Genomic DNA, 24,247 nt, shown 5'->3' with positions numbered 1-24,247 from the left:
TTAAAATTTATTGTTTTCTTTAACTGATTTTGATGCGAGCCAAATGATTAACGGAATTATTCCTATAACTGTTAAAGAAATTAACTGCCACCACCCAGATTTATTAACATCATGTAATCTTCTACATCCAGCAGCTATTGAAGGCAAAAAGGTTAACATGGAGAAAAATGCATTAATAAAAAGTATTCCATCTGGGTCTTTTCTAAAAATACTTACATCAATAAAATAGGTTAATACCGAAACAATAAAAGTAAATAAGTAGAAATACCAATATTCTTTTCTTTGTGCTCGTCCTTTGAAGGTACTATATTTTTTAAAACAAATAATAGTTTGGTCTGCAAAATCAAAAACTTTTGGAAATTTTTTTACATATTTTTTGTATTCATTTTTTTTAGTAGCGGCAACAAAGACTAAGATTAAAATTCCTGCTACAGCTAGTAGAAATAAATTGAATAATGTAAAATTATCGTCATTTCTTCTCTTTTTAGTTTTTGGCTTATAGTAAGTTTTTGGTTTTGAGTATGTACTTGGTTTTTGATTATATGTTTTTTTTTTAACAACTGGTTTGCCGTATTCACATCTAGAAAAACCACTTCCAGCAACGTCAAGATTTAGGTCACCAACATACATTTTCACTGACACCACACCAAAAGGTTTTAGATATTTCCTTACCTTTTGTTCTTTCATGACTTTTTTGCCTTTTGACCAAAGACCTACGCTGTAAATTGTAATTTGCTTGTCAGTTTTATTTTTAAAGGTCCATTTTTGATATTTGGCTCTTGATTTACTAACTTGATAGTTTGATGAAAAATTCGATGTATAAAACCAAGTCCTATCCATGTCGTGACCACAATGATCAGCTAAGCTGTTAGAGGTAAATTGAATAGAAAAAAATAATAATAGTATAATTATTTTATTTTTCATTTTTAAAGGATATCACCGATAGACTTTTTTGCAAAATACTGTACTTATCTATTAGTTTTCAGGGGCGGCTTAGCCTGAGATGAACCCTTTAAACCTGATCCAGATAATGCTGGCGGAGGAAGAAAACATATGAACACGATTTTAATTATTTCACTTTTTGTAGTTTGCTTAGGATTTATGTCCTTTGGTTATTATGTATCTAGAGGTAAAATCTCACAGTCTGCTTTTTTAGTCAGTGACCGAAACGTTAATGTCTTTGGATTAACTTTTAGTTTAACTGCATCTTGTTTTGGAATATGGATTTTAATTGGTCCTGCAGAAGCATCAACCTGGGGCGGAGTAGGGGCTGTAATTGGTTATGCAGCAGGTCAAAGTTTTGTATTTTTATACTTTTCTAAAATTGGTGAAAAGATTAGAAAAATTTTGCCAAACGCCAAAAGTTTAACTGAAGTTATTGAAAAAAGGTACGATCAAAAAGTTTTAAAATTAATTTTAATTTTAACTATACTTTATCTTTATGTTTACTTTTGTGCTGAAGTTACAGCAATTTCAAAAGTTGTTAATTTAATTTTAGGTACTCCTTTATGGTTAACTGCAGCTTTGACTATTATCTCTACATTAATTTATTCGTTAAAAGGTGGTCTAAAAATATCTATCATTACAGATAAACTTCAGTTCTGGATTATCATAATTTTCTTATTAATTATTTTTATAATTTTAAACCAAAAAATAGATTTTCTTTCTCCAAGTTTGATTACAAGTAAATCTTCAAATTTAAGTATTGGTTTTGGAGGATTTACTGCTGGTCTTACTTTTTTTATTGCTGTTTTTGCAACTAACTTATTTGATCAAGGGATTTGGCAAAGAGTTTATGCATCTAAGAATATTGAAGTCTTAAAAAAAGGATTTATTGCAGCATTTTGTATTGTTTTGATAACTATTTTACTTTTAGGATTAGTTGGAATTTATGCTTCTCTAAATGGAAAGATAAAAGATCCAAGTACTATTATTTTCTCTTTATTAGTTAACAAAGAGTATTTGTTATTAAATTTAGTTATTTTAATTTTATCATTAACGTTAGTTTTAAGTAGCTTGGATACTCTAATTGCAAGTGTCTCAAGCCTTTTTGTTATTCATTCAAATAAATTTATTAAAAAGAAAAATATTAATAATTTTTATATTACTGGCGGCATAATTTTAGCAGGCTCTGCTTTTTATATTTCATCAAAAGGAATGAGTGTTTTGTACTTATTTTTACTGGCTGATTTATTATGTTGTGCTGCTGCAATTCCAATTTTTTATGGTTTTTATAATAAAAAAATTAAACATCATGATGTATTTAAAGCAATTATTTTTGGAATAACTTTAGGTTTATTTTTATTTCCAAGTTTAGATTTTTCTAAAAGTTTATTAGTTGGAATTTTGTTTGATAAATCTATGTTCCCAGCGATAATTTCTAATCATTTATTATTTTGGTCTTTTGCTATTGCTTTGTGCTCACCAATTTTTTTAATAATAAAAAGGTAATTTAATTTAGTCTAACCGAGCACCAATTTTTTGTATAATTTTTGAAGCCATTTCAGTTCCTAACTTCAAACTTTCATGTGGGTTTTTATTATTAGTAAACCCATGTAAAAAACCAGCAGCAAATAAATCACCTGCACCAGTAAGATCTACAATATTCAAGTTTGATTTAGCATGAGCTTCAGACACATCGTTTCTTTCTATAGCAACAGAGCCTTTATCAGAACGCGTTACAATAAAAAGTTTATTAAGTGATTTTCCAAATTCAATAACCTCATCAAAATTTTTAGCATCAATTAAAGACATTGCTTCTTTTTCATTTGCAAAAATAATATCTAATTTATTTTTTACTAAATTTAAAAAACTATCTTTGTGTCGGTCAACACAAAAAGGATCAGAAAGAGACATTGCTGATTTTTTTGCAGCTGACAAAGCTTTTTCAAAAGCTTTTGTTGGACCACCTTCATCCCATAAATATCCTTCTAAGAAAGTAATTTCAGCGTTTTGAATTGCATTTGTATCAATATCATTATCATCAATTTGGCCTGCAATTCCTAAAAAGGTACACATTGTTCTCTCAGAATCTGGAGTGATCAAAATTAAACAAGTTCCTGTAGGAATGTTTTCTTTTTTAACATTGTAAAAATAATCTACATTTTCTTTTTTAAGACCATCAATATATTTATGGCCAAGATCATCATCATTAACTTTACCAATAAACGAAACATTATCTCCTAATTGAGACATCCCAACAATTGAGTTTGCAACGGATCCGCCAGATACTGTACTTTCAATTTTTAAATTAGATAACAGACTTTTAAATTCTTGTTCATCAACCAGTTTCATAGTTCCTTTCGTAAGAGCGTGATCTTTAATAAATTGATCATCAACTTTACAAAGTACATCTACAATGGCGTTACCTATTCCTAATACTTTCATCCTTTAAGCTTTCTTAGTTAAAATTGGCTTTTTTCTTTTTGGGTTGCACTGTGTACATATTTTACATTTCAGACCAAAGCAATCCCTAGCTTTACAATATTCCCTACCATAAAAAATAATTTGCAAATGTAGTTTATTCCAGTGTTTTTTTGGAAATAGTTCTTTTAAATCCTTCTCAGTTTGAACTACATTTTTTCCATTCGTTAAACCCCACCTTTGTGCTAACCGGTGAATATGAGTATCTACTGGGAAAGCTGGATAACCAAATCCCTGAGACATGACTACACTAGCAGTCTTATGTCCAACACCTGGTAATGCTTCAAGTTCTTCAAAAGTTTTGGGCACTTTTCCTTTATGCTTATCAAGCAGAATTTTTGATAAGCGATAAACACTTTTTGATTTCATTCTAAAAAGACCAATCTTTTGAATGAGTTTTTCTATTTTTTTTTGACCTAATTTTACAAAATGTTCTGGTTTATTATATTTTGGATAAATATCTTTTGTAACATTATTAACATTTAAATCTGTACATTGAGCAGAAAGTAATACCGAAATTAGTAAAGTAAAATTATTCGTATGAGTTAGAGGGGAAGGTGTTTTTGGATAAAGTTTATTAAGTTCCCTAAGTATTATTTTTGCTTTATCTTTTTTTTCAACTTTCACAAAAGATTATTTAATACCTAAAACATGGTGCATATTATATAAACCAGGTTTCTTGTTTGCTAACCATTTAGCGGCACCTATTGCGCCTTCTGCAAATAAATCTCTTGAATGAGCGGTGTGTTGAATTTCTAATTTTTCCTGCTTATTTTCAAAAATGACAGAGTGTGTTCCAGGAATTTTTCCTTTTCTAACAATATAAAAATTTAGCTTATTAGATTTTCCTTTGCCTTTTTTATTTAAAAATATTTTTCCTTGTATTTGTTTTAGACTTTTAGATTTACCCTCTGCTACAGCATGACCTAGCATTAATGCAGTGCCTGATGGATAATCAATTTTTTTTATATGATGAGCATCATGAACTTCCATTTGATAATCACTCATAAATCCCTTTGATAAAATTTTTGATACAAATTGCATTAAATTAATACCAAGGCTCATATTTCCGGATTGTAAGATTGCAATTTTTTTAGATGCTTTTTTTATTGCATCCCAATGTTTTTTTTGAAATCCAGTTGTTCCAATAATTACTTTTTTCTTATGTTTGACTGCCAGCTTCAATACTTCAAGAGTACAATTTGGTCTTGTAAAATCTATGACAACATTTGTACCTTTAAAAGCTGCATCTGTATTTTTTTGGTATTTAATCTTTCCCTTTTTAAATTCTTTATATTCAGTTGCGGAATATAATTTTAATTTTTTATCTTTTTGGGTTTGCTTGATAAGTAGCTGACCCATACGGCCTAAGCCGCCTGTAATTGTAATATTTATTTTTTTCATTAATTAATGCTTTCCCAAAATTTCTTTGCTTTTTTTATAAAACTTTGATTTTCAGGATTATTTTTAGAATCTTCTAAATCTTTAAACTTTTCAAGTAATTCTTTTTGTTCAGCATTTAATGAAACTGGTGTTTCAACTTTAATTTGAAGATATAGGTCACCATACCCACCACCTCTTAACATTGGCATTCCCTTGTCTCTTAATCTTAATTGTTTTCCAGATTGTGTACCCGCTGGAATTTTTACTTTAGATCTTGATCCATCAATGTTTGGTACTTCAATTGATGTACCAAGAGCAGCGTCTGCTAAAGAGACAGGAAGCTCGTAAAATAAATTTTCTTCCTCTCTCTCAAAGAGTTCATGCTTTCTAACCTGTATATAAACATATAAATCTCCATCTGCGCCGCCTTTAGAACCTGCCTCTCCTTTTCCAGATAGTCTCATTCTTGTTCCATCGTCTACACCTTTTGGAATTTGAATTGATAATGTCTTTTTCTTTTTTTGTGTTCCAAACCCACTACAATCTTTGCATGGACTTCCAACAACTTCTCCTTCACCTCTACAGTCAGGACAAGTTTGCTGAACTGTAAAAAATCCTTGCTGAGATCTGACCCTTCCATCGCCTCCACAAGTTCCACATGTTTTTGGGTTTGAACCAGGTTTTGCGCCGCTACCAGAACATGTTCCACATTTTTCAGCTGAGTTAATGTTAAAAGTAGTTTTTTTCCCTTGATAAGCTTCTTCTAATGAAACCTCTAAATTAATTTTTAAGTCTGAACCTCTTCGACCTCTAGATTTCCTTCTTCCGCCACCTCTTCCTCTACCAGATCCCATGAAGTCACCAAAAAAATCGTCAAAGATATCTGAGAATGATCCAGAGTCGAAACCTCCAAAATCACTGAAGCCACCTTGACCACCACCCATGTTTTCAAAAGCGGAGTGACCAAATTGATCATAACTACTTTTTTTGTTGGGGTCTGATAAAATTTGATAAGCTTCTGTTGCGTCCTTAAATTTTGTCTCAGCTGCCTTGTCACCAGGATTTCTATCCGGGTGATATTTCATTGCTAGTTTTCGGTAAGCGCTTTTGATTTCGTCTTTTGAGGCACTGCGGTTTACACCTAATGTTTCATAATAATCCGCTTTAGACATGCCTCAAAATCCTATCCGCTTAAAAATTTAAGCGTTATTTTTTATCTTTATCGTCTTTAACTTCTTCGTACTCAGCATCAACTACATCTTCTTTTTTTTCAGATCCAGCATCTGCTTTTCCTTCAGCCCCTTGACCTTGAGCTCCACCAGCCTTTGCTTGTTGCTCTTTATAAATTGCTTCACCAAGTTTCATTGATGACTGAACAAGGGTTTGAGTTTTTGCCTTTATATCTTCAACTTTGTCAGCTTTAATTGCATCTTTTAAATTTTGAAGATCAGTTTCGATAGTTTTTTTGTCAGTATCACTAATTTTACTACCGTGCTCTTTCAAACTTTTTTCTGTTGAAGCGACTAGTGCATCAGCTGAGTTTTTACTGTCAACTTCTTCTCTTTTCTTTTTGTCTGCTTCTTTATTGGCTTCGGCATCTTTAACCATTTTTTCAATTTCCTCATCTGATAATCCACCAGAAGCTTGAATTTGAATTTTCTGTTCTTTGCCTGTGCCTTTATCTTTTGCAGAAACACTTACGATTCCGTTAGCATCAATATCAAAAGTAACTTCAATTTGAGGAACACCTCTTGGCGCAGGTGGAATTCCAGTTAAATCAAATGTTCCAAGCAGTTTGTTATCCGCTGCCATTTCTCTTTCACCTTGAAAAACTCTAATAGAAACTGCTGGTTGATTATCTTCTGCTGTAGAAAACACCTGACTTTTTTTAGTCGGGATTGTTGTATTTTTTGTAATTAGTTTAGTTACAACTCCACCTAAAGTTTCAATACCAAGTGATAAAGGCGTTACATCTAAAAGCAATACATCTTTAACATCACCTTGTAATACACCACCTTGAATAGCCGCACCCATGGCAACAACTTCATCTGGGTTTACACTTTTACTAGGGTCTTTACCAAAAAAGTTTTTCACAGTTTCAACAACTTTTGGCATTCTTGTCATACCACCGACAAGAATTACTTCGCCAATCTCACCTGCAGAAAGACCAGCATCTTTAAGAGCAGTTTTACATGGTTCAATTGTTCTTTCAATTAACTCAGCACAAAGTGACTCTAACTTCGCTCTAGTTAATTTAATATTTAAATGTTTTGGACCAGTTTTATCAGCAGTGATGAAAGGTAAATTTACTTCAGTTTGTGTAGATGAAGATAATTCAATTTTAGCCTTTTCTGCTGCCTCTCTTAATCTTTGTAATGCTAATTTATCTTGTTTAAGATCTACTGCGTTATCTTTTTTAAACTCACTTGCTAGGTAGTCTACTATCGTAGCATCAAAGTCTTCTCCACCAAGCGTAGTATCACCATTTGTAGATTTAACTTCAAATACGCCATCACCCAGTTCTAAAATTGATACGTCAAATGTACCACCACCTAAATCGTACACAGCAACAGTTTTTGCGTTCTTCTTATCTAATCCGTAAGCAAGCGCAGCAGCAGTTGGTTCGTTTATAATTCTTTCAACTTCAAGACCCGCGATTTTACCAGCATCTCTTGTTGCTTGTCTTTGAGAGTCGTTAAAATAAGCTGGAACGGTAATTACCGCTTTCTTAACTTCACTTCCTAAATGTTTTTCTGCTGTCTCTTTCATCTTTTGTAATACAAAAGCAGAGATCTGACTTGGTGAATATTTTTCACCTTTAGACTCCACCCAGGCATCACCATTATCAGCAGCAATGACTTTGTAAGGTAGTCCTTCAATATCTTTTTTTACTGCCGCACCATCAAACTTTCTTCCAATTAATCTTTTTACTGCGTAGAAAGTATTTTCTGGGTTAGTTACGGCCTGTCTTTTAGCTGAAGCTCCAACTAATTTTTCTGCTTCTGTAAAAGCAACAACAGAAGGGGTTGTTCTGGCACCTTCAGTGTTTTCAATAACTTTAGCTTCTTTACCATCCATGATGGCAACACACGAGTTTGTAGTTCCTAAATCAATTCCTATAATCTTTGACATAATTCTTAAGTCTCCTTTTCTTTATTGAGATTGATATGGGGATAGTTTTTGCTATTGCAAGATAGAGAAAAAAATTAATTTATTTTGAAAAAATGTCTATTTATCAGACTTTTTTGATACATAAACCATAGAAGGTCTTAAAAGCCTATCATGCATTTGATAGCCTTTTTGCATTTCCTCAACTACTGTTCCTGGTGATTTATCGCTTTCTTTTTCACCAATGGCTTGGTGAAGGTTGGGGTCGAAAGGCTTATCCAAACAATCAATATATCTAATTGAATTTTTTTCGAGTGTACTTTGAAGTTCTTTTTCAATCATTTCGATACCACTTAAAATATTTTTAAATTCATCTGTTTTAAATTTTTCATCATTTTTAAATATTTGAAAAGCTCGATCTAAATTGTCAGTCAAACCAAGTATTTGCTGAGCAAAACTAAATGACCCATATTTTAAAATATCTTCTTTTTCTTGCTCGTGATTTTTTCTAAGATTTTGGTTTTCAGCTAGTAATCTTAAATATTTATCATTTAAGTCATTTAACTTAACTTCAATATTATCTTCTAGATTTTCTTTAGCTTCCGTTGAGTGATCTTCGTCTTTACTATTTTCCTCAACTTTATTTTGATTTTCTTTTTTTATTTCGTCTTTATTGTCACTCATAATATTAATTGTTTGCATGCTATATAGTGATAGAATAATAAAATCCAAGACTTTATGAGAAATAATCGATCAAATACAGAATTAAGGCCTGTCGAAATTATACCCAATTATATTAATAATGCTGATGGTTCTTGTTTAATAAAGTTTGGAAATACTCATGTAATCTGCACAGCATCTTATGAAGACAAAGTCCCAAGATGGCTGAAGGGATCTGGAAAAGGCTGGGTTACTGCAGAGTATGGAATGTTACCAAGATCAACTAATGAAAGAATGAGAAGAGAAGCATCTGCTGGAAAAATAGGTGGCAGAACATCTGAAATACAAAGATTAATTGGAAGGTCTTTGAGAGCTAGTATTGATTTAAGTTTACTAGGTGAAAACTTAATAACGATCGATTGCGATGTGATACAGGCAGATGGAGGCACCAGAACAGCTTCTATAACCGGGGGATTTGTGGCTTTAAATCAATGTGTTAAGATTTTACAAGTTAAAAAACTCATTAATACCAACCCAATTAAAAATCATGTCGCTGCAATTAGTTGTGGCGTTGTAAATGGAGAGACCCTTGTAGACCTTGACTATAAAGAAGACAGTGGAGCAGATGTGGATGCTAATTTTGTTATAAATGAAAAAAACGAAATTATTGAACTTCAGTTAACTGGTGAACAAACAACTTGTTCTGAAGAAAAATTAAATGAAATGTTAAAATATTCTAAACAATCAATTCAATTGCTTATTCAAAAACAAAAAGAAGCTTTAAGTGCATAGACTTTATCAATTAAAAAAAGTTCAAAAACTCTTATTAGCAACAAATAATCCTGGAAAATTTCGAGAATTAAAAGAAATTTTACCAAAGAAAATAAAATACTTTAAGCCAAAAGACTTCAGGTTAAGAGAACCTGTTGAAAATGGAAAAACATTTAAATCTAATGCAAAAATAAAATCTTTATATGCTGCCAAAAGAACAGGCTTGGTTTGTATTTCTGATGATTCTGGACTTGAAGTAGATGCTTTAAGTAAAAAACCTGGAATATATTCTGCCAGGTGGGCAGGTCCTACAAAAAACTTTGATATAGCAATAAAAAAAGTTTTTAATTTATTAAATAAAAAAAAAAAATTAAATTCAAAAGCTAGATTTATATGTGCAATTTCAATTGCATTTCCTGATGGTAAATCATTTGAGTTTCAAGGAAAAGTTGAAGGATATATTAGTTTTCCCGCAAGAGGGAAAAAGGGATTTGGATATGATCCAATATTTATTCCAAAAGGTGAAAAAAAAACTTTTGCTCAAATTGGTAAGTTAAAAAAAAATAAAATTTCACATCGATATGATGCTTTTATGAAAATTAAAAAATATTTTAAATTTTCTTAAACTTTTTATTTTCAATTTTATACAAAATTAAATCTCTATCAGTTTTGTTTTCCTTGATAGTAAAGCCTCCAGTTTTGCCTTTGTAAGTACCGTTAAACATGGAAGCTTTTAATTGCTGTTCTTTCGTTGAAAACCAAATGGCTGATGCGAGCGGTATAATATCGAATGATAAAGCTTCTAAATTATAAATATTTCTACCAAAATTTTTTTTATATTTTTGATTCAATTCTTGGTAACCATTCAAATTTATTGAGGGAAATATTAAGTTTTCTAAAGATGGTTCTTTTAAATACTTATTATCAAACCATAGATTTAGAGTAACAAACTGTACATCTTTATAATTTGCATCATAAAAATCAAAATAGGAAATAGAAGAAATCAGCTCATCATCAAAAGATGAGACAAAAACCTTTTTAAAATTTACTTTTTCTTTTGTGTCGTGTTTTTTCATCGACTCAATAAGTTTTTCATCAAGACTATCTTCAATTTGTTCTAATTTTTTAATTTCTTCTAGATGTTTTTTATTTCTTTCTTCGTAGTTGGTGACTTTTTTGGTTTGATTTCCTATATCCTTAAAATTCTTATAAAAAACTACATCAGATGTTTTGGATTTGAATTTTTTACTTTTTTCTAAAACTTTTTTCGTAAATGAACTATTGTCGCCAAAAAAAATAAATTGCTCGTTATTTTGAAATAACTTAACCAAAGAATTTATCTGAGAACTGAGATTCACACCGAAATTAATTACATTTGGAAAAATATTTTCTTCTCTATTACTATAAGAAATAAAAAGTTTTTCTTTAAATCCTTCTATATTTTTTATTTCATTTAGTGTGTCGTAAAAAATAGGACCAACAAACAGGTCGACTTTTTTATTCATACCCTGCCTAAATGCATTAATTGCACCTGCTTTTGAACTTTGAGTATCAAGGGGTATGATTTTTATATTTAAATTCTTTAATTCAAATATTGTGATTAAAATACTTTGATAAATATTATTTCCTAATAACTCATGATCACCACTTAATGGTAAAATTGCTCCAATTTTTAATTCTGATTTAGAATAGGCTGCATTATTTATTGTAAAGAAAAGAGAGCAAAAAATGATTATTTTAAATATTTTTTTCATTTTATTTCGAACAGTTATACATAATTATTATATTTGTTAAATTTATGAACATCCACAAAACAAAAATTGTACCTGCATTATATATTGTTTCTACACCAATTGGTAACCTTGGAGATATTTCAAAAAGGCAGCAAGAAATATTGTCAGGTTCAGATTATATTTTGTGTGAAGATACGAGAGTAACATCTAAATTACTTAATTTTTTAAATATTAAAAAAAAATTAATTTCATATCATTCATTTAATGAAAAAAATAAAACCGATAAGTTAATAAATGATCTTAAAGAAAACAAAATTTTATCATTGGTATCTGATGCTGGAACACCAGCGCTAAGTGATCCGGGTCAGATAATTATTTCAAAATGTCACGATGAGGGGATTAAGGTTATACCAATACCTGGGCCATCAGCGATCACGGCTTCAATGTCTGCATCTGGTTTTGCTGACAATTTTTATTTTTGTGGATTCATACCAAAAAAAAATAAAGAAATTGAAAATTATTTATTAAAGTTAAAACCAATCAAAGCATGTTTAGTTTTTTTTATGCCCGCTAGAGATTTAAGAAAAAATTCAGAATATTTGATAAAGTTTTTCACAAAAACAAAATTTTTTTTAGCTCGAGAGATAACTAAAGTTCACGAAACTTATATTAGAGATGATATTAAAAATATTTCTAATTACATTGATGAGAATGACAAAGGTGAAATGACATTAATCATTGATAATTCTGTTGAAGAATTAAACCAAGATATTGATTTAGATAAAGAAATAGAACTTTTAATTGGAAAGATGAGCTCAAAAGATATTGCCGAATACTTATCAAAAAAACTAGAAATAAATAAGAAATCAATTTATCAAAGAGTTATTGATCTAAATGATTAGATATTTTTTTTATTTTTTTTTACTTCTGTTCATTAATGCATGCGTGCCAGTTGTTGGAGTATCGACTATAGGTATAATTAAAACTGGTGTTGAAGTTGCTGACGACCCCAGATCATTAGGTAGAATTGTTGATGATAGTGTTATTGAAAAAAAGTTTTTATATAAAATTTCTAAAATTGACGAAAAATATTTGCTAAAAATTAAAGCTAATTCAATAGATGGAAGATTTATTTTAAAAGGTAATGTCGAGACAATTGATGAAAAAATCAAAATGACAAAAATTGCTTGGGAGACAAATGGAGTTAGATCAGTTGAAAATATTATCAAAGTAAACGATCAAAGTTCATTAACCGATAAAGCTAAAGATTTATTAATTACCTCACAATTTAAAGTAGCTCTTATTGCGCATGACGAGGTTAAATCGAATAATTTTAGTTTTACAACAATTAATAAGAATTTATATATTTTTGGAATTGCGCGATCTGAAGATGAGCAAAAAATTGTAATAAATGAAGCAAAGGCCGTTCAAGGAATAAAAGAAGTGATACCAAGTATTTTCTTAAAAGAAGATCTTGCTAATAATCAAAGAATAGCAAATTAGTATTTTATTATTTCTGAAGAATAAGCTGCAATAGATGCAAGATTTAAAATTTCTGAGCTAGATGATCTAAGAGGAGCAACTTCTATCGGTTGGGCAAGCCCAATTAATAGAGGACCAATTACTTTACCACCACCTAATTCTTTAAGCATCTTTGTTGAAACTGCAGCAGCATGAATTGATGGCATGATAAGAACATTTGCATTTCCTACAATCTTTGAAAAAGGATATGTAGATTGAAATTTTGGATTTAAAGCTACATCTGGCTGCATTTCACCATCAAATAAAAAATCTACTTTTCTTTTTTCTAACATTTCAACAGCTTGCCTTACTCTTTTTGTTCGTTCTGTCTCTGGTTGACCAAACGTTGAATGAGATAATAGTGCGACTTTTGGATCAAAACCTAAAATTTCAGCTACTCTTGCACTTGAAATTGCAATTTCTACTAATTCTTCTGATGTGGGAAATTCATTTACGTTTGTATCTGCTATTAAAATGGTTTTTCCCTTTGATACATATAAACATAAACCAAAAAGTATTTCATTTTCTCGAGAGCCAACTGATTGGGCCAATTTATCAACTGTTGCAGAAAAGTGTCTCGTATTACCCGCGACCATTCCATCAGCGTCACCACATGCAACCATACAAGATCCCCATGTGACTCTGTCAGATTTTACCATTTTATCACATTCTTTTTCTAAAATCCCTTTTCTTTGTAATTTCTTATAAAGATAATTTTTATATTTTTCAGATTTTTCGGCATCTGAAGAGTTTGTGATTTCAATATTAAAATTTTCATCTAAACCTATTTTTTTTAAAGACTCATTTAACTTTTCTTTATTTGCAATTAATATTGGTTCACCTAATCCATAGTTTTTAAATGCAATTGCAGCTTTTAAACTTTCTTCATCTTCACCCTCTGCAAAAACGATTCTTTTTTTAGTCTTTTTAATTTTTGAATTAATTCCCTGCATTAGCCCTACAGATGGATCAAGTCTTGCCTCTAGCTCATCAATATAAGCATCAAAATCTTTAATTGGTTTTTGAGCTACACCGCTATCCATAGCAGCTTTTGCAACTGCAGTAGGAATTGTTGTGATTAACCTAGGATCAAAAGTGGACGGTATTATGTAATTTTTTCCGTAATGAGGTCTGTCACCACCATAGGCCGCAACAACTTCATCTGGAACATCTTCTCTAGCTAGTTTTGCTATAGCTTGTGCAGCAGCTACTTTCATTTCTTCATTTATAGTTTTTGCTTGTACATCTAATGCTCCTCTAAAAATATATGGAAAACCAATTAAGTTATTTACTTGGTTTGGATAATCTGATCTTCCTGTAGCTATAATTGCATCATCCCTAACTTCCAAAACTTTTTCTGGTCTTATTTCTGGTTCAGGATTTGCACATGCAAATATGATTGGATTTTTTGCCATTGATTTAATCATATCTTGAGTGATTGCTCCTGCAGCAGACAAGCCTAAAACCACATCAGCACCTTTGATAGCTTGTTCTAAAGTTCTATCTTTTGTATCAATTGCATGTTTAGATTTCCACTGATCGACTCCTTCTCTTCCACGATAGATAACGCCCTTTCGGTCACACATTGTTACGTTTTCATTAGGCACTCCAGAATTTTTAAAAAGTTCAGTACAAGCAATAGCTGATGCACCTGCGCCATTAACTACTATTTTTACATCTTTAATTGATTTGCCAGAAATATCTAATGCATTAATTAATCCAGCTGTTGTTATAATTGCTGTGCCATGTTGGTCGTCGTGGAAAATGGGAATATCGACTAATTCTTTTAATTTTTGTTCAATAACAAAACAATCTGGTGCGCCGATATCCTCTAAATTAATTCCTCCGAAAGAGCATGCAATATTTCTTACAGTTTTAATGATATCTTCAGCATCTTGTGAGTCTACTTCGATATCTATTGAGTCAATGTCGGCAAACCTTTTAAATAATACTGACTTTCCCTCCATTACAGGTTTTGATGCAAGAGCACCAAGATTCCCTAAACCTAAAATTGCCGAACCGTTACTTACTACTGCAACTAAATTTCCTTTGCTTGTATATTCATAAGCAGTTTGAGGATTTTTAGATATTTCTAAAACTGGAACAGCTACACCTGGAGAATATGCAAGTGAAAGGTCTCTTTGAGTTGATAATTGTTTAGAAGATATAATTTCTATCTTTCCAGGCTTACCCTGAATGTGAAAGTCTAATGCTTCTTTATCAGTATATTTCTCTATTGTTTCTTTTTTTTTAGGCATTCAAAGTTTTGTCGTATTATTATGGTGGAAGATTATTAATCCAGAAGATATGAGGTGTAAACAACTTATATGAATATTTTAAAAGCAGTCAGCTCTTTTGGCTCATTAACACTTCTCAGCAGGGTCTTGGGTTACTTTAGAGATATATTAATAGCGATATTTGTTGGTACTACAGCAATGGCTGATGCTTTTTTTGTAGCCTTTAGGCTTCCAAACACATTTAGGAGATTGTTTGCAGAAGGAACATTTAATGCTGCTTTTATTCCTATTTATACAAAGCTGAAAGCTAAGAAAGAATCTAAAAGATTTACAAACTTAGTTTTTAATTTTTTGTTAATAGTTTTATTAATTTTAACTTTAATTGCAGAAATTTTTATGGGTGGATTTATTTATTTAATTTCACCAGGTTTTGCATCTGACCCAGAAAAATTTAATTTAGCAATACAATTAAGTCGTATAACTTTCCCTTTTCTACTATTTGTATCATTATCTTCTTTTTTTTCAGCAATATTAAATTCAAATGGCAAATTCGCAGTAGCAGCTGCAGCACCAATTATTTTAAATTTATTTTTAATTTTAGCAATTTTTTTAGCTAAATCTTTCGATCAATCATACGTAAAATTTATGTCGATAGCGGTATTTTTAGCAGGATTAATTCAATTAATTATTTTAATAATTTATTGTAAAAAATTCTTTTTCCCTAAAATTGATTTGATTATAAAATTTACTAATCAAGTTAAAATCTTCTTTAAAAAACTTTTACCTAGTATTTTTTCGTCTGGAGTAATGCAAATTAATATTTTAGTCGGAACCATAATAGCTTCATTCCAACCAAGTGCTGTTTCATACCTATATTATGCCGACCGTATATATCAGTTACCACTCGCTATATCGGGAATTGCAATTGGGACTGTAGTTTTACCAGTTTTGAGCAAAGTTATAATTAATGAAACACAAAACAAAGTTTACTTCATACAAAATAGATCTGTAGAGCTGTCTGTATTTTTATCAGCACCTGCAGCTATGGGAATTATTGTTGGAGCAGAACAAATAATTTCTTGTCTTTTTGGTTACGGATCTTTTGATCAGGATAGTATTAATAATACAGCAAATGCTCTAGTTATTTTTGGTTTTGGCTTACCAGCTTTTTCACTTTTAAAATTATATTCTAATTTTTATTTTGCTAGAGGAGATACAAATTTTCCATTTAAAGTTTCTGTATTTACTGTTGCTACTAATATTTTGATAAGCATTATATTTTTTAAAAAATATGGTTTTTTATCTATCGCTGCCGGGACAACCATTTCATGTTGGTTAGCTACATTTATTTATAAATTCAATTTAAAAAAAGATAAATTTCATTTATCAGATAAACTTTTTATTGAAAGATTTTCAAAGATTATAGCCTCTTCACTTATAATGGGTGCAATTTTATATTTTCAATTTTTCTATTTAAGAGAAGAGTTTTTATCTACATCTGTAAGTAAAGTTTTTTATTTATTTTTTGTGGTTGGAGATTCGATTATTGTCTATTTCCTTATAACTTCGTTGTTTAAAGCTTTTAGTATACAAGATTTTAAGTTAAAAAATTATAAATGAATTCAAAAAGAGTTTTATCAGGTATTCAGCCAACTGGTAATTTGCATCTTGGTAATTATTTGGGTGCAATAAAAAACTTTGTAACTATGCAAAATGATTATGAGTGTTTTTATATGTTGGCAGATCTACATGCTATTACAGTTTCTGTAAATCCAGATGAATTAAGAGAAAATATTTTAAATACAGCCGCAACCTTTTTAGCTTGTGGATTGGACGAAAAGAAAAATATTATTTTTTGCCAATCACAAGTTCAAGCGCATTCTGAATTGTCTTGGATTTTAAATTGTATCGCACGTGTTGGTTGGCTAAATCGAATGACTCAATTTAAGGAAAAGGCTGGTTCAAACAAAGAAAAAGCAAGTGTTGGATTATATACATATCCAATATTAATGGCTGCTGATATTTTAATTTATCAAGCAACACATGTTCCTGTTGGCGAAGATCAAAAACAACATTTAGAACTGTGCAGAGATATAGCAACTAAGTTTAATAATGATTATAAAAATGATTTTTTTACAATTCCAGAACCAATAATTCCCAAATCTGTTGCCAGAATTATGAGTTTAAGGGATGGAAATAAAAAAATGAGCAAGTCTGAAGAGTCAGATTTATCTCGTATAAATTTAACTGATAGCAAAGATCAAATTATGCAAAAAGTTAAAAAAGCTAAAACTGATAGTGAACCGATTGATGAAGGGATACTAGCATTAGATACTAAAAGATATGAAGCTCAAAACTTAATTAAAATTTATGCAAGTTTAAAATCAGATAGTCCAGAAAGAATTATAAAGAATTTTGATGGCAAAAGCTTTTCAGATTTTAAAAATAGTCTTGCAGAATTATTAGTGGAAAAAATAAGTCCAATTTCAGACAAAATTAAAGAATATAAAAACGACAAAGAACAACTTAAAAAAATTTTAAAAAATGGAAATGAGTTGGCATCAGATACTGCCAATAAAACGATCATCGAAGTAAAAAAAATTGTAGGATTAATTTAATGAAAAAAAAGTTTTTAGTTGTGGTTGATAATAGTAAAGAGCTAAAAAATGCAATCCACTTTGCGGCTCAAAGAGCAAAGAATACTAACGGTAGTTTATCTATGCTTTATGTAATTGATCACGCAATCAACGCTCAATGGTCAAAAGTTGAGCATTTAATAGAACAAGAAGAAACTAGTGAAGCTAAAAAAGTATGCCGATCATGGGCACAAAAAATAAAAGAAAATTTTGGAATTGAAACAGAGGTAATTCTTAAATTGGGTAAAAGAGATGATGAAATAATAAAAGTCTTAACTGAAGACAGCGATATACGTTTCTTGGTTCTTGCAACCTCTGAGGAAGGTGAAAACCCCGGTCCTATAATTAAATCTTTATTATCTAGTAAAATGAAAGATTTATCCATACCCGTTGTCTTAGTTCCTGGCTCTATGAGTGAAAAAGATATAGATTCTATTGTATAAACATTGAAAAATTGAGCCAATAATAATACTTAAAGCCGATGATAAATGTAGTCGACACACCAAATCCAGATACTAAAAAATTTGTCTTTGACCAGACAATTGTAAAGATTGGTTCAAAAGAATTTAAAAAAAGTGATCAGTCAAACATTGATTTGGTAAATGATTTGTTTTTGATTAAGGAATTAGAATTAGTCTATTTAGATAAAAATTTTATTTCTATTAAAAAAAATAAAGACTCATCATGGGACGATATTGTTCAAGATATTCTAGAAGCATTAAATAAAAGGATATCTGAAAATTTTAATGCTCTATCTTTTGAAGAGGAGAGTGAATTTACAGACGATATTTCAAAAAGAATTGAAGAAGTTTTAAATGACAAAATTAGACCCGCTGTTGCTATGGATGGCGGTGATATTAGATTAAAATCATTTAAAGATGGAGTTGCTGAAGTGATGTTAAAAGGGGCTTGCGCAGGATGTCCAAGCTCGACTGTAACATTAAAACATGGAGTGGAAAGAATGATTAAGCACTATGTTCCTGAAGTAACTTCAGTTGAAGCACTTAATATCAATGAGTAAAAAAAAATATAATTATCTAAATCATTTAATACTTACAGCTAAAAAATATGAGGTAGAAGAGTATCTTTTTTATGAGGAGAAAGGACGTAAGCTTACAGCTAAACAAATTGAATTAATTTTATTAAGAAATGGTATAGCCATTCCAAAAGACGAAACCCCAAGATTATCAAAAGAGCAAACACAAAGAGAGTCATATTTCAATTTAATGAGAGCGGGGCTGATGGTTGCCTGTGTTTTTGCACTGGTATTATTGCCTGGAATTATTCAAAAAAATACTGCCTTAGTAAAGTCGACTTATGCTCAAAAAGAACTGGCCTCAGTTAAGATTGAAGAACCAAAAGAAGATATTGAAAATAAGTTTTTTGAAGAAAGAGACACCAGGGGTTTCAATACGCCTCATGCAAGAAGCGTCTTAGCTTTATTCAATGAACTAAAATATGATTTAAAAGAGATTAGGGATGGGAAACCTGTTAAGCCTGTATTTTTTACTCAGCTTCCACGAGGTATAAATGAGTTAGAAAATATTCAAAATCGAAAAAGGATTTTTATACAAATTGTTTTGCCTTTAGTGTTATCTGAAAATGAAGATATTTTGACAGAGAGAAAAAAAATATTATTTTTATCAAAATCTTCTAAAATTTCTAAAACCGACAAAAACTGGCTAGAAGAAAAATTTAAATACTACAAAGTTAAGAATGGAGACTTTAATTTATTATTGGAAAGAGCCGATATCATTCCACCGTCACTCGCAATAGCTCAAGCAGCATATGAAAGTGGTTGGGGAACGTCAAGGTTCGCACTTGAAGGTAATTCCTTATTTGGTCAAAGGACTTGGAAGAAAAATGCAGGAATTATTCCTTTAGATAGAGATGAAGATCAGTCATTTAAAGTAACAAAGTTTGATATTATTAGAGCTTCGGTTAAAGCTTATAAGAAAAATCTAAATACCCACAAATCATACGAAGGACTAAGACAAGAAAGATCAAAAATGAGAAATGATAATTTAGAGATTTCTGGTCTTGAGCTATCGAAGCATTTAGACAAATACTCTGAAATTAAAGATAAATATGTTTTTTATTTACAAAAGATTATTGAGCAAAATAGCCTTACAGATTTTGATAAATCTATTCTTCTTCCAACAAAAAAATTAAATTTAGCGTAAGCTAAATGATTAAAAATAAATCGTTAATAATTGATTTTACTTTAGGCAATGGATCTTTTTTTTTAATTTCAGATAAAAAAACTTTTACTAAAAAAATTAAAAATTTAGATAAAACTGAAAAATTACCATTGGTATTTTTTGATTTTTTAAAAAAAAAAAAACTAAAGTTAGATAGTTCTTTTGTAATTTATATGAATGTCGGGCCTGGTCATATAATTTCAATAAGAAATTCTATTGTTTTGTCAAAAATAATTTCTCTAGTATTTGGTTGTAAGTTATTAGCTTTTAACAATTTTGATTTATTAAATGCAAAAAAATATAAAAAGACCAAAGCTTTAATTTCTCTTAAAAATCAAAATATATTATTAAATGTAAAAAATAAAAATATTAATAAAATAAAAAAAGAAGATTTAGCAAAATTTAAGAATTATAAGTTAAATTTGGAATTAAATATTAAAGACATAAAGTCTTTATTATTGAAGAATAGATTTGCTAAGAAAATTGTACCAATTTCATTCTAGTTAAAATATAATTCACAAATGATTAAAACATCTCCATTTGCGATAAGTCTGGAAAAAATTTGCCAGGACCGAGGCTTAAGGTTAACAGATCAAAGAAAAGTTATCGTAAGATTATTAGAAGAGACCATTTCAGACACAAAGTTTCATCCTGATGTTGATGAAATATTTAACAGGGCTGTAAAAATAGATAAAAAAATTAGCGTTGCTACAGTTTATAGAACGGTAAAGTTACTTGAGGAAAACGGAATTATTGAAAAACATGATTTTAAAGCTGGTAAAGCAAGATATGAAGTTGCAACAGAAAATCATCACGATCATCTAATAGATGTTAATTCAGGTGAAATTATTGAATTTGTAGATGATGAGATTGAAACTTTAAAAAAAAAAATTGCCAAGAGGTTGGGCTACGAGCTCATTGATCATCGTTTAGAGCTTTATTGTAAAAAAAAATGAGTCAAAAAAAATTCTATATTAAAACATTTGGGTGTCAGATGAATGAATACGATTCAAATAAAATTTCTGATTTAATGAATAGTATTGCATATCAAAAAATAGATAAGATTGACGAAGCTGACTGTTTTATTTTCAACACTTGCCATATTAGAGAAAAAGCAACTCAAAAAGTTTATTCAGACATTGGCAAAATAAAAAAAATTTATAAAGATAAGAAAAAACCAATTTTTGTTCTTGCTGGATGTGTAGCACAAGCCGAGTCATCTATGGTTTTTGAAAAAAGTGATTATGTTGATATTGTTGTAGGACCTCAGGCTTACCACAAATTACCCTCTTTAATTAAAAGCTTCCAAAGCAATAGACAAAGATCTGTTGAAACCGAACTGGATGTAGATGGAAAATTTGATGTTTTAAAAAATTTAAAAAATACTAAATCGAAAATATCAAGTTTTGTGACCATACAAGAAGGTTGTGATAAATTCTGCAAATTTTGTGTCGTGCCATACACACGTGGTCCAGAATTTTCTAGGGATTATAATAAAATATTAGATGAAATTTTGCTGTTAACAGATAACGGCACTAAAGAAATTGTTCTTCTTGGCCAAAATGTTAGTGCATATAAAAATAATGACATCTCATTGGCAAAATTAATAAAAAAAATAGCAAAAATTAATAATGTAAAAAGAATAAGATTTACGACTTCGCATCCAAATGATTTTGATCAAGAATTAATATCTTTGTTTGGAGAAGAGCCTAAATTGATGCCACAACTGCATTTACCGGTTCAATCAGGTTCGGATAAAATTTTGAAACTAATGAATAGAAATCATACGCGTTCAGATTATTTAAACCTTATAGAAAAATTTAGAAAAGAAAAATCAGATATTCAGTTTTCAAGTGATTTTATAGTTGGATTTCCAGGAGAAACTAATGAAGATCATCTTGATACAATAAATTTAGTTAAAGAAGTAAAGTTTTCACTATCTTATTCATTTATTTATAGTCAAAGGCCAGGTACACCAGCCACAAATTTAAGTGAAGTAGACAATAATATATCACAAAAAAGATTAGAAGAACTACAAGGTCTTTTGTTCAAACAGCAAATTGAGTTCAATCACTCTATGATTAATCATGAGAACAGTGTTTTGTTTGAGAACAAAACACAAAATGAAGAACAATTTTTTGGTCGCAATCAATATATGACACCAGTATTTATTAAAAATACTGTAATTAAAGCTGGCGAAATAAAGAAAATTTTTATAGAAAATGCTAATAGAAATAATTTATTTGGCAGAATAGCGTAAATTAATTGACAGCAAACCTTTTTCAAATCATAGAAAACGATAGTTTATCAACTAGTTTATATGTAAACGACAATAAGGCTTTAAATAGAATTGTTGGTGTTCAAGACTCGTTTTTAAAAGTTTTAGAAATATTATCTGGAACAGTAATTAATTTAAGGGGAAATTTAATTACAATCAAGGGTGATAACTCTAAAAGCAAATTAGTTATAAATACAATTAATCAAATGCTACAAAAGTCATTAAGCAAAGAGCTTGAAGAAGAAGATGTGAAATCTTTATATCACTTTGAGTCATCATCAAATAATGATGTGTTAGCTAACGATGTCGTTATAAAGACGCCAAGAAAAAATATTTTTGCAAGAACTGAAAAGCAAAAAACTTATATTAATAATTTAGCAAAAAATAATATAATTTTTTCTCTCGGACCTGCTGGTACCGGTAAAACTTATTTAGCCGTAGCTGTTGCTGTGAGTAAATTAATAAGCGGTGAAGTTAAAAAAATTATTTTATCTAGACCTGCTGTTGAGGCAGGTGAGAATCTTGGTTTCTTACCAGGTGATTTGAAAGAGAAAATTGACCCATACCTTATACCGCTGTACGATTCTCTTTATGAGCTGGTAGGCTATGAGAAAATGCAAAAAAAAATTGAAGATGGAACTGTTGAAATTGCTCCATTGGCATTTATGAGAGGAAGAACCTTAAAGGACTCCTTTGTGATTTTAGATGAAGCACAAAATGCGACCGACACTCAAATAAAAATGTTTTTAACTAGACTTGGAAAAAATACTACTATGGTTGTTAATGGAGACCCTAGTCAAATTGATTTGCCTGGGTCAAAATCCTCTGGGTTATTAAAGTCTATCAACATTTTAGATGATATAGATGAGATAAAAATTACCAGATTTGACACCTCAGATGTTCAAAGACACCCTCTTGTATCAAAAATTATTGATGCTTATAAAAAAAATCAATAATGCATAAAATTCATATATCTTGCGATTCAAAAATCTGGCTTAAAGATTCGACTAATGTTGAGAAAAAAATAAAAAATATTTTAAAGAAAAGCATCATGTGTGAGAAAAAATTTTTATCTAAAAATATTGAAATTTCTGTTTTATTGACGAATACAAAAAAAATGACCTCATTAAATTACAAGTTTAGAAATAAAAAAAAAGATACTGATATTCTATCTTTTCCCAGTGAAAAACCTAGTTTTTTTAAAAAAAAATTAAAACAAAAAAATATATACTTGGGTGATTTAGCTTTATCCTTCAACTATATAAAAAAACAAGGAATTGAATTTGAAGAATATTTAAAAAAAATGCTTGTTCATGGCTTTCTTCATTTGATTGGTTATGATCATGATAATGAGAAAAATTTTTTAAAAATGGAAAAGATACAAAACAAAATTTTAAAATTAGCATGAGTAAAAAAGAAAATTTAAATATAATTTCTAAACTTATTAAAAAAATAAATTTTTTAGGTAATAATCAGAGTTTAAGAGATAGTATCAAAGATGTTATTGATGAAAAATCAAACGAGGAAAGTCAAAATATAGACTTAAGTTCTAAAGAAAAATCAATTTTATCAAATATTTTAAGTATCAATAAATTAAAAGCAGATGATGTAATGATACCAAGAGCTTCAATTGTTGCGATTTCACAAGACTCTTCTTTTCAAAATATTATAGATACAATTGATAAAGAATCGCATTCAAGAATGCCTGTATTTAGAAAAGACCTTGATGATGTGCTGGGTATGATACACATAAAGGATATAATTAAATTCTCAGGATCAAATCATAATGATTTTAATATAAAAAAAATTATGAGAGAGGTCTTGTTTGTTCCTCCAACAATGCCTGTTATGAATTTATTATTAAAAATGCAGGCTACCAAACTTCATATGGCTTTAGTTATAGATGAGCATGGTGGAACCGATGGATTAATTACAATTGAAGATGTTATAGAAGAAATTGTAGGAGAAATTGAAGATGAACACGATAAAGATGATGATTTTAATTTTAAAAAAATAGACTCTAATACTTTTGAAGCAAAAGCAGATATGACGTTAGATGATTTTAACCATGAATCAAACTTGAGTATTGTTGAAGAAAATGTTGATACTCTGGGCGGTTATATATTTTCCAAAATTAACAGAGTTCCTTATGCTGGCGAGGTAATCAAAGTGGATAATACTTATCAATTTGAGATTATTGAAGCTGACCCTAGAAAGATAAAAAAAATCAGAATATTTAAAATTCTTTAAGATTACAATTTAGATTTGACAACGTTAAAGATTATTTATAATTGCT

The 24,247-nt window shown here is 29.8% G+C and carries 25 protein-coding genes and 1 riboswitch; of the genes, 16 read left to right on the top strand and 9 right to left on the bottom strand.

Annotation, left to right across the window (positions count from 1 at the left end; translation table 11 throughout):
* Nucleotides 1–924: a DUF805 domain-containing protein gene (locus tag ACTTAT_RS04445; RefSeq protein ID WP_440679877.1), complete on the bottom strand. Its 924-nt coding sequence runs from the start codon at nucleotides 922–924 to the stop codon at nucleotides 1–3.
* A gap of 50 nt (nucleotides 925–974) precedes the next feature.
* A riboswitch (TPP riboswitch) is annotated at nucleotides 975–1,062 on the top strand.
* Here ACTTAT_RS04445 and ACTTAT_RS04440 point away from each other — a divergent pair.
* Nucleotides 1,054–2,451 carry a sodium:solute symporter family transporter gene (locus tag ACTTAT_RS04440; protein WP_440679875.1) on the top strand — a complete coding sequence of 466 codons (1,398 nt, stop codon included), beginning with the start codon at nucleotides 1,054–1,056 and terminating at the stop codon, nucleotides 2,449–2,451. It overlaps the preceding riboswitch by 9 nt.
* A gap of 6 nt (nucleotides 2,452–2,457) precedes the next feature.
* Here ACTTAT_RS04440 and ACTTAT_RS04435 read toward each other — a convergent pair whose 3' ends face one another.
* The 6 genes from ACTTAT_RS04435 to grpE form a co-directional block, all read right to left on the bottom strand.
* Nucleotides 2,458–3,387 (bottom strand): adenosine kinase, encoded by a 930-nt coding sequence (locus ACTTAT_RS04435; protein ID WP_440679874.1) that lies wholly within the window; start codon nucleotides 3,385–3,387, stop codon nucleotides 2,458–2,460.
* Between the two features lie 3 nt (nucleotides 3,388–3,390).
* Nucleotides 3,391–4,050, bottom strand: coding sequence for an endonuclease III (nth, locus tag ACTTAT_RS04430; RefSeq protein ID WP_440679873.1), 660 nt, complete (start codon nucleotides 4,048–4,050; stop codon nucleotides 3,391–3,393).
* A gap of 6 nt (nucleotides 4,051–4,056) precedes the next feature.
* Nucleotides 4,057–4,827 carry a 4-hydroxy-tetrahydrodipicolinate reductase gene (gene dapB, locus ACTTAT_RS04425; protein ID WP_440679872.1) on the bottom strand — a complete coding sequence of 257 codons (771 nt, stop codon included), beginning with the start codon at nucleotides 4,825–4,827 and terminating at the stop codon, nucleotides 4,057–4,059.
* Nucleotides 4,827–5,978, bottom strand: a complete 1,152-nt coding sequence (dnaJ, locus tag ACTTAT_RS04420; protein WP_440679871.1) for a molecular chaperone DnaJ — start codon at nucleotides 5,976–5,978, stop codon at nucleotides 4,827–4,829. The genes dapB and dnaJ overlap by 1 nt, the downstream gene beginning before the upstream one ends.
* 34 nt (nucleotides 5,979–6,012) lie before the next feature.
* Nucleotides 6,013–7,938: a molecular chaperone DnaK gene (dnaK, locus tag ACTTAT_RS04415; RefSeq protein WP_440679870.1), complete on the bottom strand. Its 1,926-nt coding sequence runs from the start codon at nucleotides 7,936–7,938 to the stop codon at nucleotides 6,013–6,015.
* 96 nt (nucleotides 7,939–8,034) lie between these two features.
* The gene (grpE, locus tag ACTTAT_RS04410; protein WP_440679869.1) at nucleotides 8,035–8,598 is read right to left on the bottom strand and encodes a nucleotide exchange factor GrpE; all 564 of its coding nucleotides are present in this window, start codon (nucleotides 8,596–8,598) and stop codon (nucleotides 8,035–8,037) included.
* 54 nt (nucleotides 8,599–8,652) lie between these two features.
* Between grpE and rph the strand changes: the two genes are divergently transcribed.
* Together rph and rdgB are read left to right on the top strand one after the other, a co-directional pair.
* A complete protein-coding gene (rph, locus tag ACTTAT_RS04405) occupies nucleotides 8,653–9,366 on the top strand; it encodes a ribonuclease PH (protein ID WP_440679868.1) in 714 nt (237 codons plus the stop codon).
* Nucleotides 9,359–9,970, top strand: coding sequence for an RdgB/HAM1 family non-canonical purine NTP pyrophosphatase (gene rdgB, locus ACTTAT_RS04400; RefSeq protein WP_440679867.1), 612 nt, complete (start codon nucleotides 9,359–9,361; stop codon nucleotides 9,968–9,970). Before rph ends, rdgB begins: the two co-directional genes overlap by 8 nt.
* On the opposite strand, the gene ACTTAT_RS04395 is transcribed toward rdgB, so the two are convergent.
* Nucleotides 9,957–11,099, bottom strand: a complete 1,143-nt coding sequence (locus ACTTAT_RS04395) for an ABC transporter substrate-binding protein (protein ID WP_440679866.1) — start codon at nucleotides 11,097–11,099, stop codon at nucleotides 9,957–9,959. The two genes, rdgB and ACTTAT_RS04395, sit on opposite strands and share 14 nt — an antisense overlap.
* 44 nt (nucleotides 11,100–11,143) lie before the next feature.
* Between ACTTAT_RS04395 and rsmI the strand changes: the two genes are divergently transcribed.
* Together rsmI and ACTTAT_RS04385 are read left to right on the top strand one after the other, a co-directional pair.
* Nucleotides 11,144–11,980, top strand: a complete 837-nt coding sequence (gene rsmI, locus ACTTAT_RS04390; protein ID WP_440679864.1) for a 16S rRNA (cytidine(1402)-2'-O)-methyltransferase — start codon at nucleotides 11,144–11,146, stop codon at nucleotides 11,978–11,980.
* Complete coding sequence (locus tag ACTTAT_RS04385) at nucleotides 11,973–12,581, top strand: BON domain-containing protein (RefSeq protein ID WP_440679863.1); 609 nt, start codon at nucleotides 11,973–11,975, stop codon at nucleotides 12,579–12,581. Before rsmI ends, ACTTAT_RS04385 begins: the two co-directional genes overlap by 8 nt.
* On the opposite strand, the gene ACTTAT_RS04380 is transcribed toward ACTTAT_RS04385, so the two are convergent.
* Nucleotides 12,578–14,857 carry an NADP-dependent malic enzyme gene (locus tag ACTTAT_RS04380; protein ID WP_440679862.1) on the bottom strand — a complete coding sequence of 760 codons (2,280 nt, stop codon included), beginning with the start codon at nucleotides 14,855–14,857 and terminating at the stop codon, nucleotides 12,578–12,580. The two genes, ACTTAT_RS04385 and ACTTAT_RS04380, sit on opposite strands and share 4 nt — an antisense overlap.
* Before the next feature lie 69 nt (nucleotides 14,858–14,926).
* Here ACTTAT_RS04380 and murJ point away from each other — a divergent pair, with 69 nt between their 5' ends.
* Genes murJ through ACTTAT_RS04325 form a run of 11 tightly spaced genes read left to right on the top strand, consistent with a single transcriptional unit; the run spans nucleotide 14,927 to nucleotide 24,201 of the window.
* Nucleotides 14,927–16,456 (top strand): murein biosynthesis integral membrane protein MurJ, encoded by a 1,530-nt coding sequence (gene murJ, locus ACTTAT_RS04375; RefSeq protein ID WP_440679861.1) that lies wholly within the window; start codon nucleotides 14,927–14,929, stop codon nucleotides 16,454–16,456.
* Nucleotides 16,453–17,454, top strand: a complete 1,002-nt coding sequence (gene trpS / locus ACTTAT_RS04370; protein WP_440679860.1) for a tryptophan--tRNA ligase — start codon at nucleotides 16,453–16,455, stop codon at nucleotides 17,452–17,454. The genes murJ and trpS overlap by 4 nt, the downstream gene beginning before the upstream one ends.
* Complete coding sequence (locus ACTTAT_RS04365) at nucleotides 17,454–17,915, top strand: universal stress protein (RefSeq protein WP_440679859.1); 462 nt, start codon at nucleotides 17,454–17,456, stop codon at nucleotides 17,913–17,915. The genes trpS and ACTTAT_RS04365 overlap by 1 nt, the downstream gene beginning before the upstream one ends.
* Nucleotides 17,916–17,953: 38 nt before the next feature.
* Nucleotides 17,954–18,493 carry a NifU family protein gene (locus tag ACTTAT_RS04360; protein ID WP_440679858.1) on the top strand — a complete coding sequence of 180 codons (540 nt, stop codon included), beginning with the start codon at nucleotides 17,954–17,956 and terminating at the stop codon, nucleotides 18,491–18,493.
* Nucleotides 18,486–19,655: a glucosaminidase domain-containing protein gene (locus ACTTAT_RS04355; RefSeq protein ID WP_440679857.1), complete on the top strand. Its 1,170-nt coding sequence runs from the start codon at nucleotides 18,486–18,488 to the stop codon at nucleotides 19,653–19,655. Before ACTTAT_RS04360 ends, ACTTAT_RS04355 begins: the two co-directional genes overlap by 8 nt.
* Before the next feature lie 5 nt (nucleotides 19,656–19,660).
* Nucleotides 19,661–20,176: a hypothetical protein gene (locus tag ACTTAT_RS04350; RefSeq protein WP_440679855.1), complete on the top strand. Its 516-nt coding sequence runs from the start codon at nucleotides 19,661–19,663 to the stop codon at nucleotides 20,174–20,176.
* Nucleotides 20,177–20,194: 18 nt separating this feature from the next.
* Complete coding sequence (locus ACTTAT_RS04345) at nucleotides 20,195–20,629, top strand: Fur family transcriptional regulator (RefSeq protein ID WP_009373050.1); 435 nt, start codon at nucleotides 20,195–20,197, stop codon at nucleotides 20,627–20,629.
* Entirely contained in the window at nucleotides 20,626–21,933 is a 1,308-nt protein-coding gene (gene miaB, locus ACTTAT_RS04340; RefSeq protein WP_440679853.1) for a tRNA (N6-isopentenyl adenosine(37)-C2)-methylthiotransferase MiaB, read from the top strand. The genes ACTTAT_RS04345 and miaB overlap by 4 nt, the downstream gene beginning before the upstream one ends.
* A gap of 5 nt (nucleotides 21,934–21,938) precedes the next feature.
* Entirely contained in the window at nucleotides 21,939–22,907 is a 969-nt protein-coding gene (locus ACTTAT_RS04335) for a PhoH family protein (protein WP_440679852.1), read from the top strand.
* The gene (ybeY, locus tag ACTTAT_RS04330; RefSeq protein ID WP_440679851.1) at nucleotides 22,907–23,359 is read left to right on the top strand and encodes an rRNA maturation RNase YbeY; all 453 of its coding nucleotides are present in this window, start codon (nucleotides 22,907–22,909) and stop codon (nucleotides 23,357–23,359) included. Before ACTTAT_RS04335 ends, ybeY begins: the two co-directional genes overlap by 1 nt.
* Complete coding sequence (locus tag ACTTAT_RS04325) at nucleotides 23,356–24,201, top strand: hemolysin family protein (protein ID WP_440679850.1); 846 nt, start codon at nucleotides 23,356–23,358, stop codon at nucleotides 24,199–24,201. Before ybeY ends, ACTTAT_RS04325 begins: the two co-directional genes overlap by 4 nt.
* Nucleotides 24,202–24,247: the final 46 nt, after the last annotated feature.

Origin of the sequence: Candidatus Pelagibacter sp. HIMB1517 (assembly GCF_052047895.1) — a bacterium.
In the GTDB taxonomy this organism is placed as follows: Bacteria; Pseudomonadota; Alphaproteobacteria; order Pelagibacterales; family Pelagibacteraceae; genus HIMB114.
Note: the sequence above shows the minus strand (reverse complement) of the source record. Positions and strands in the feature narration are given on the sequence as shown.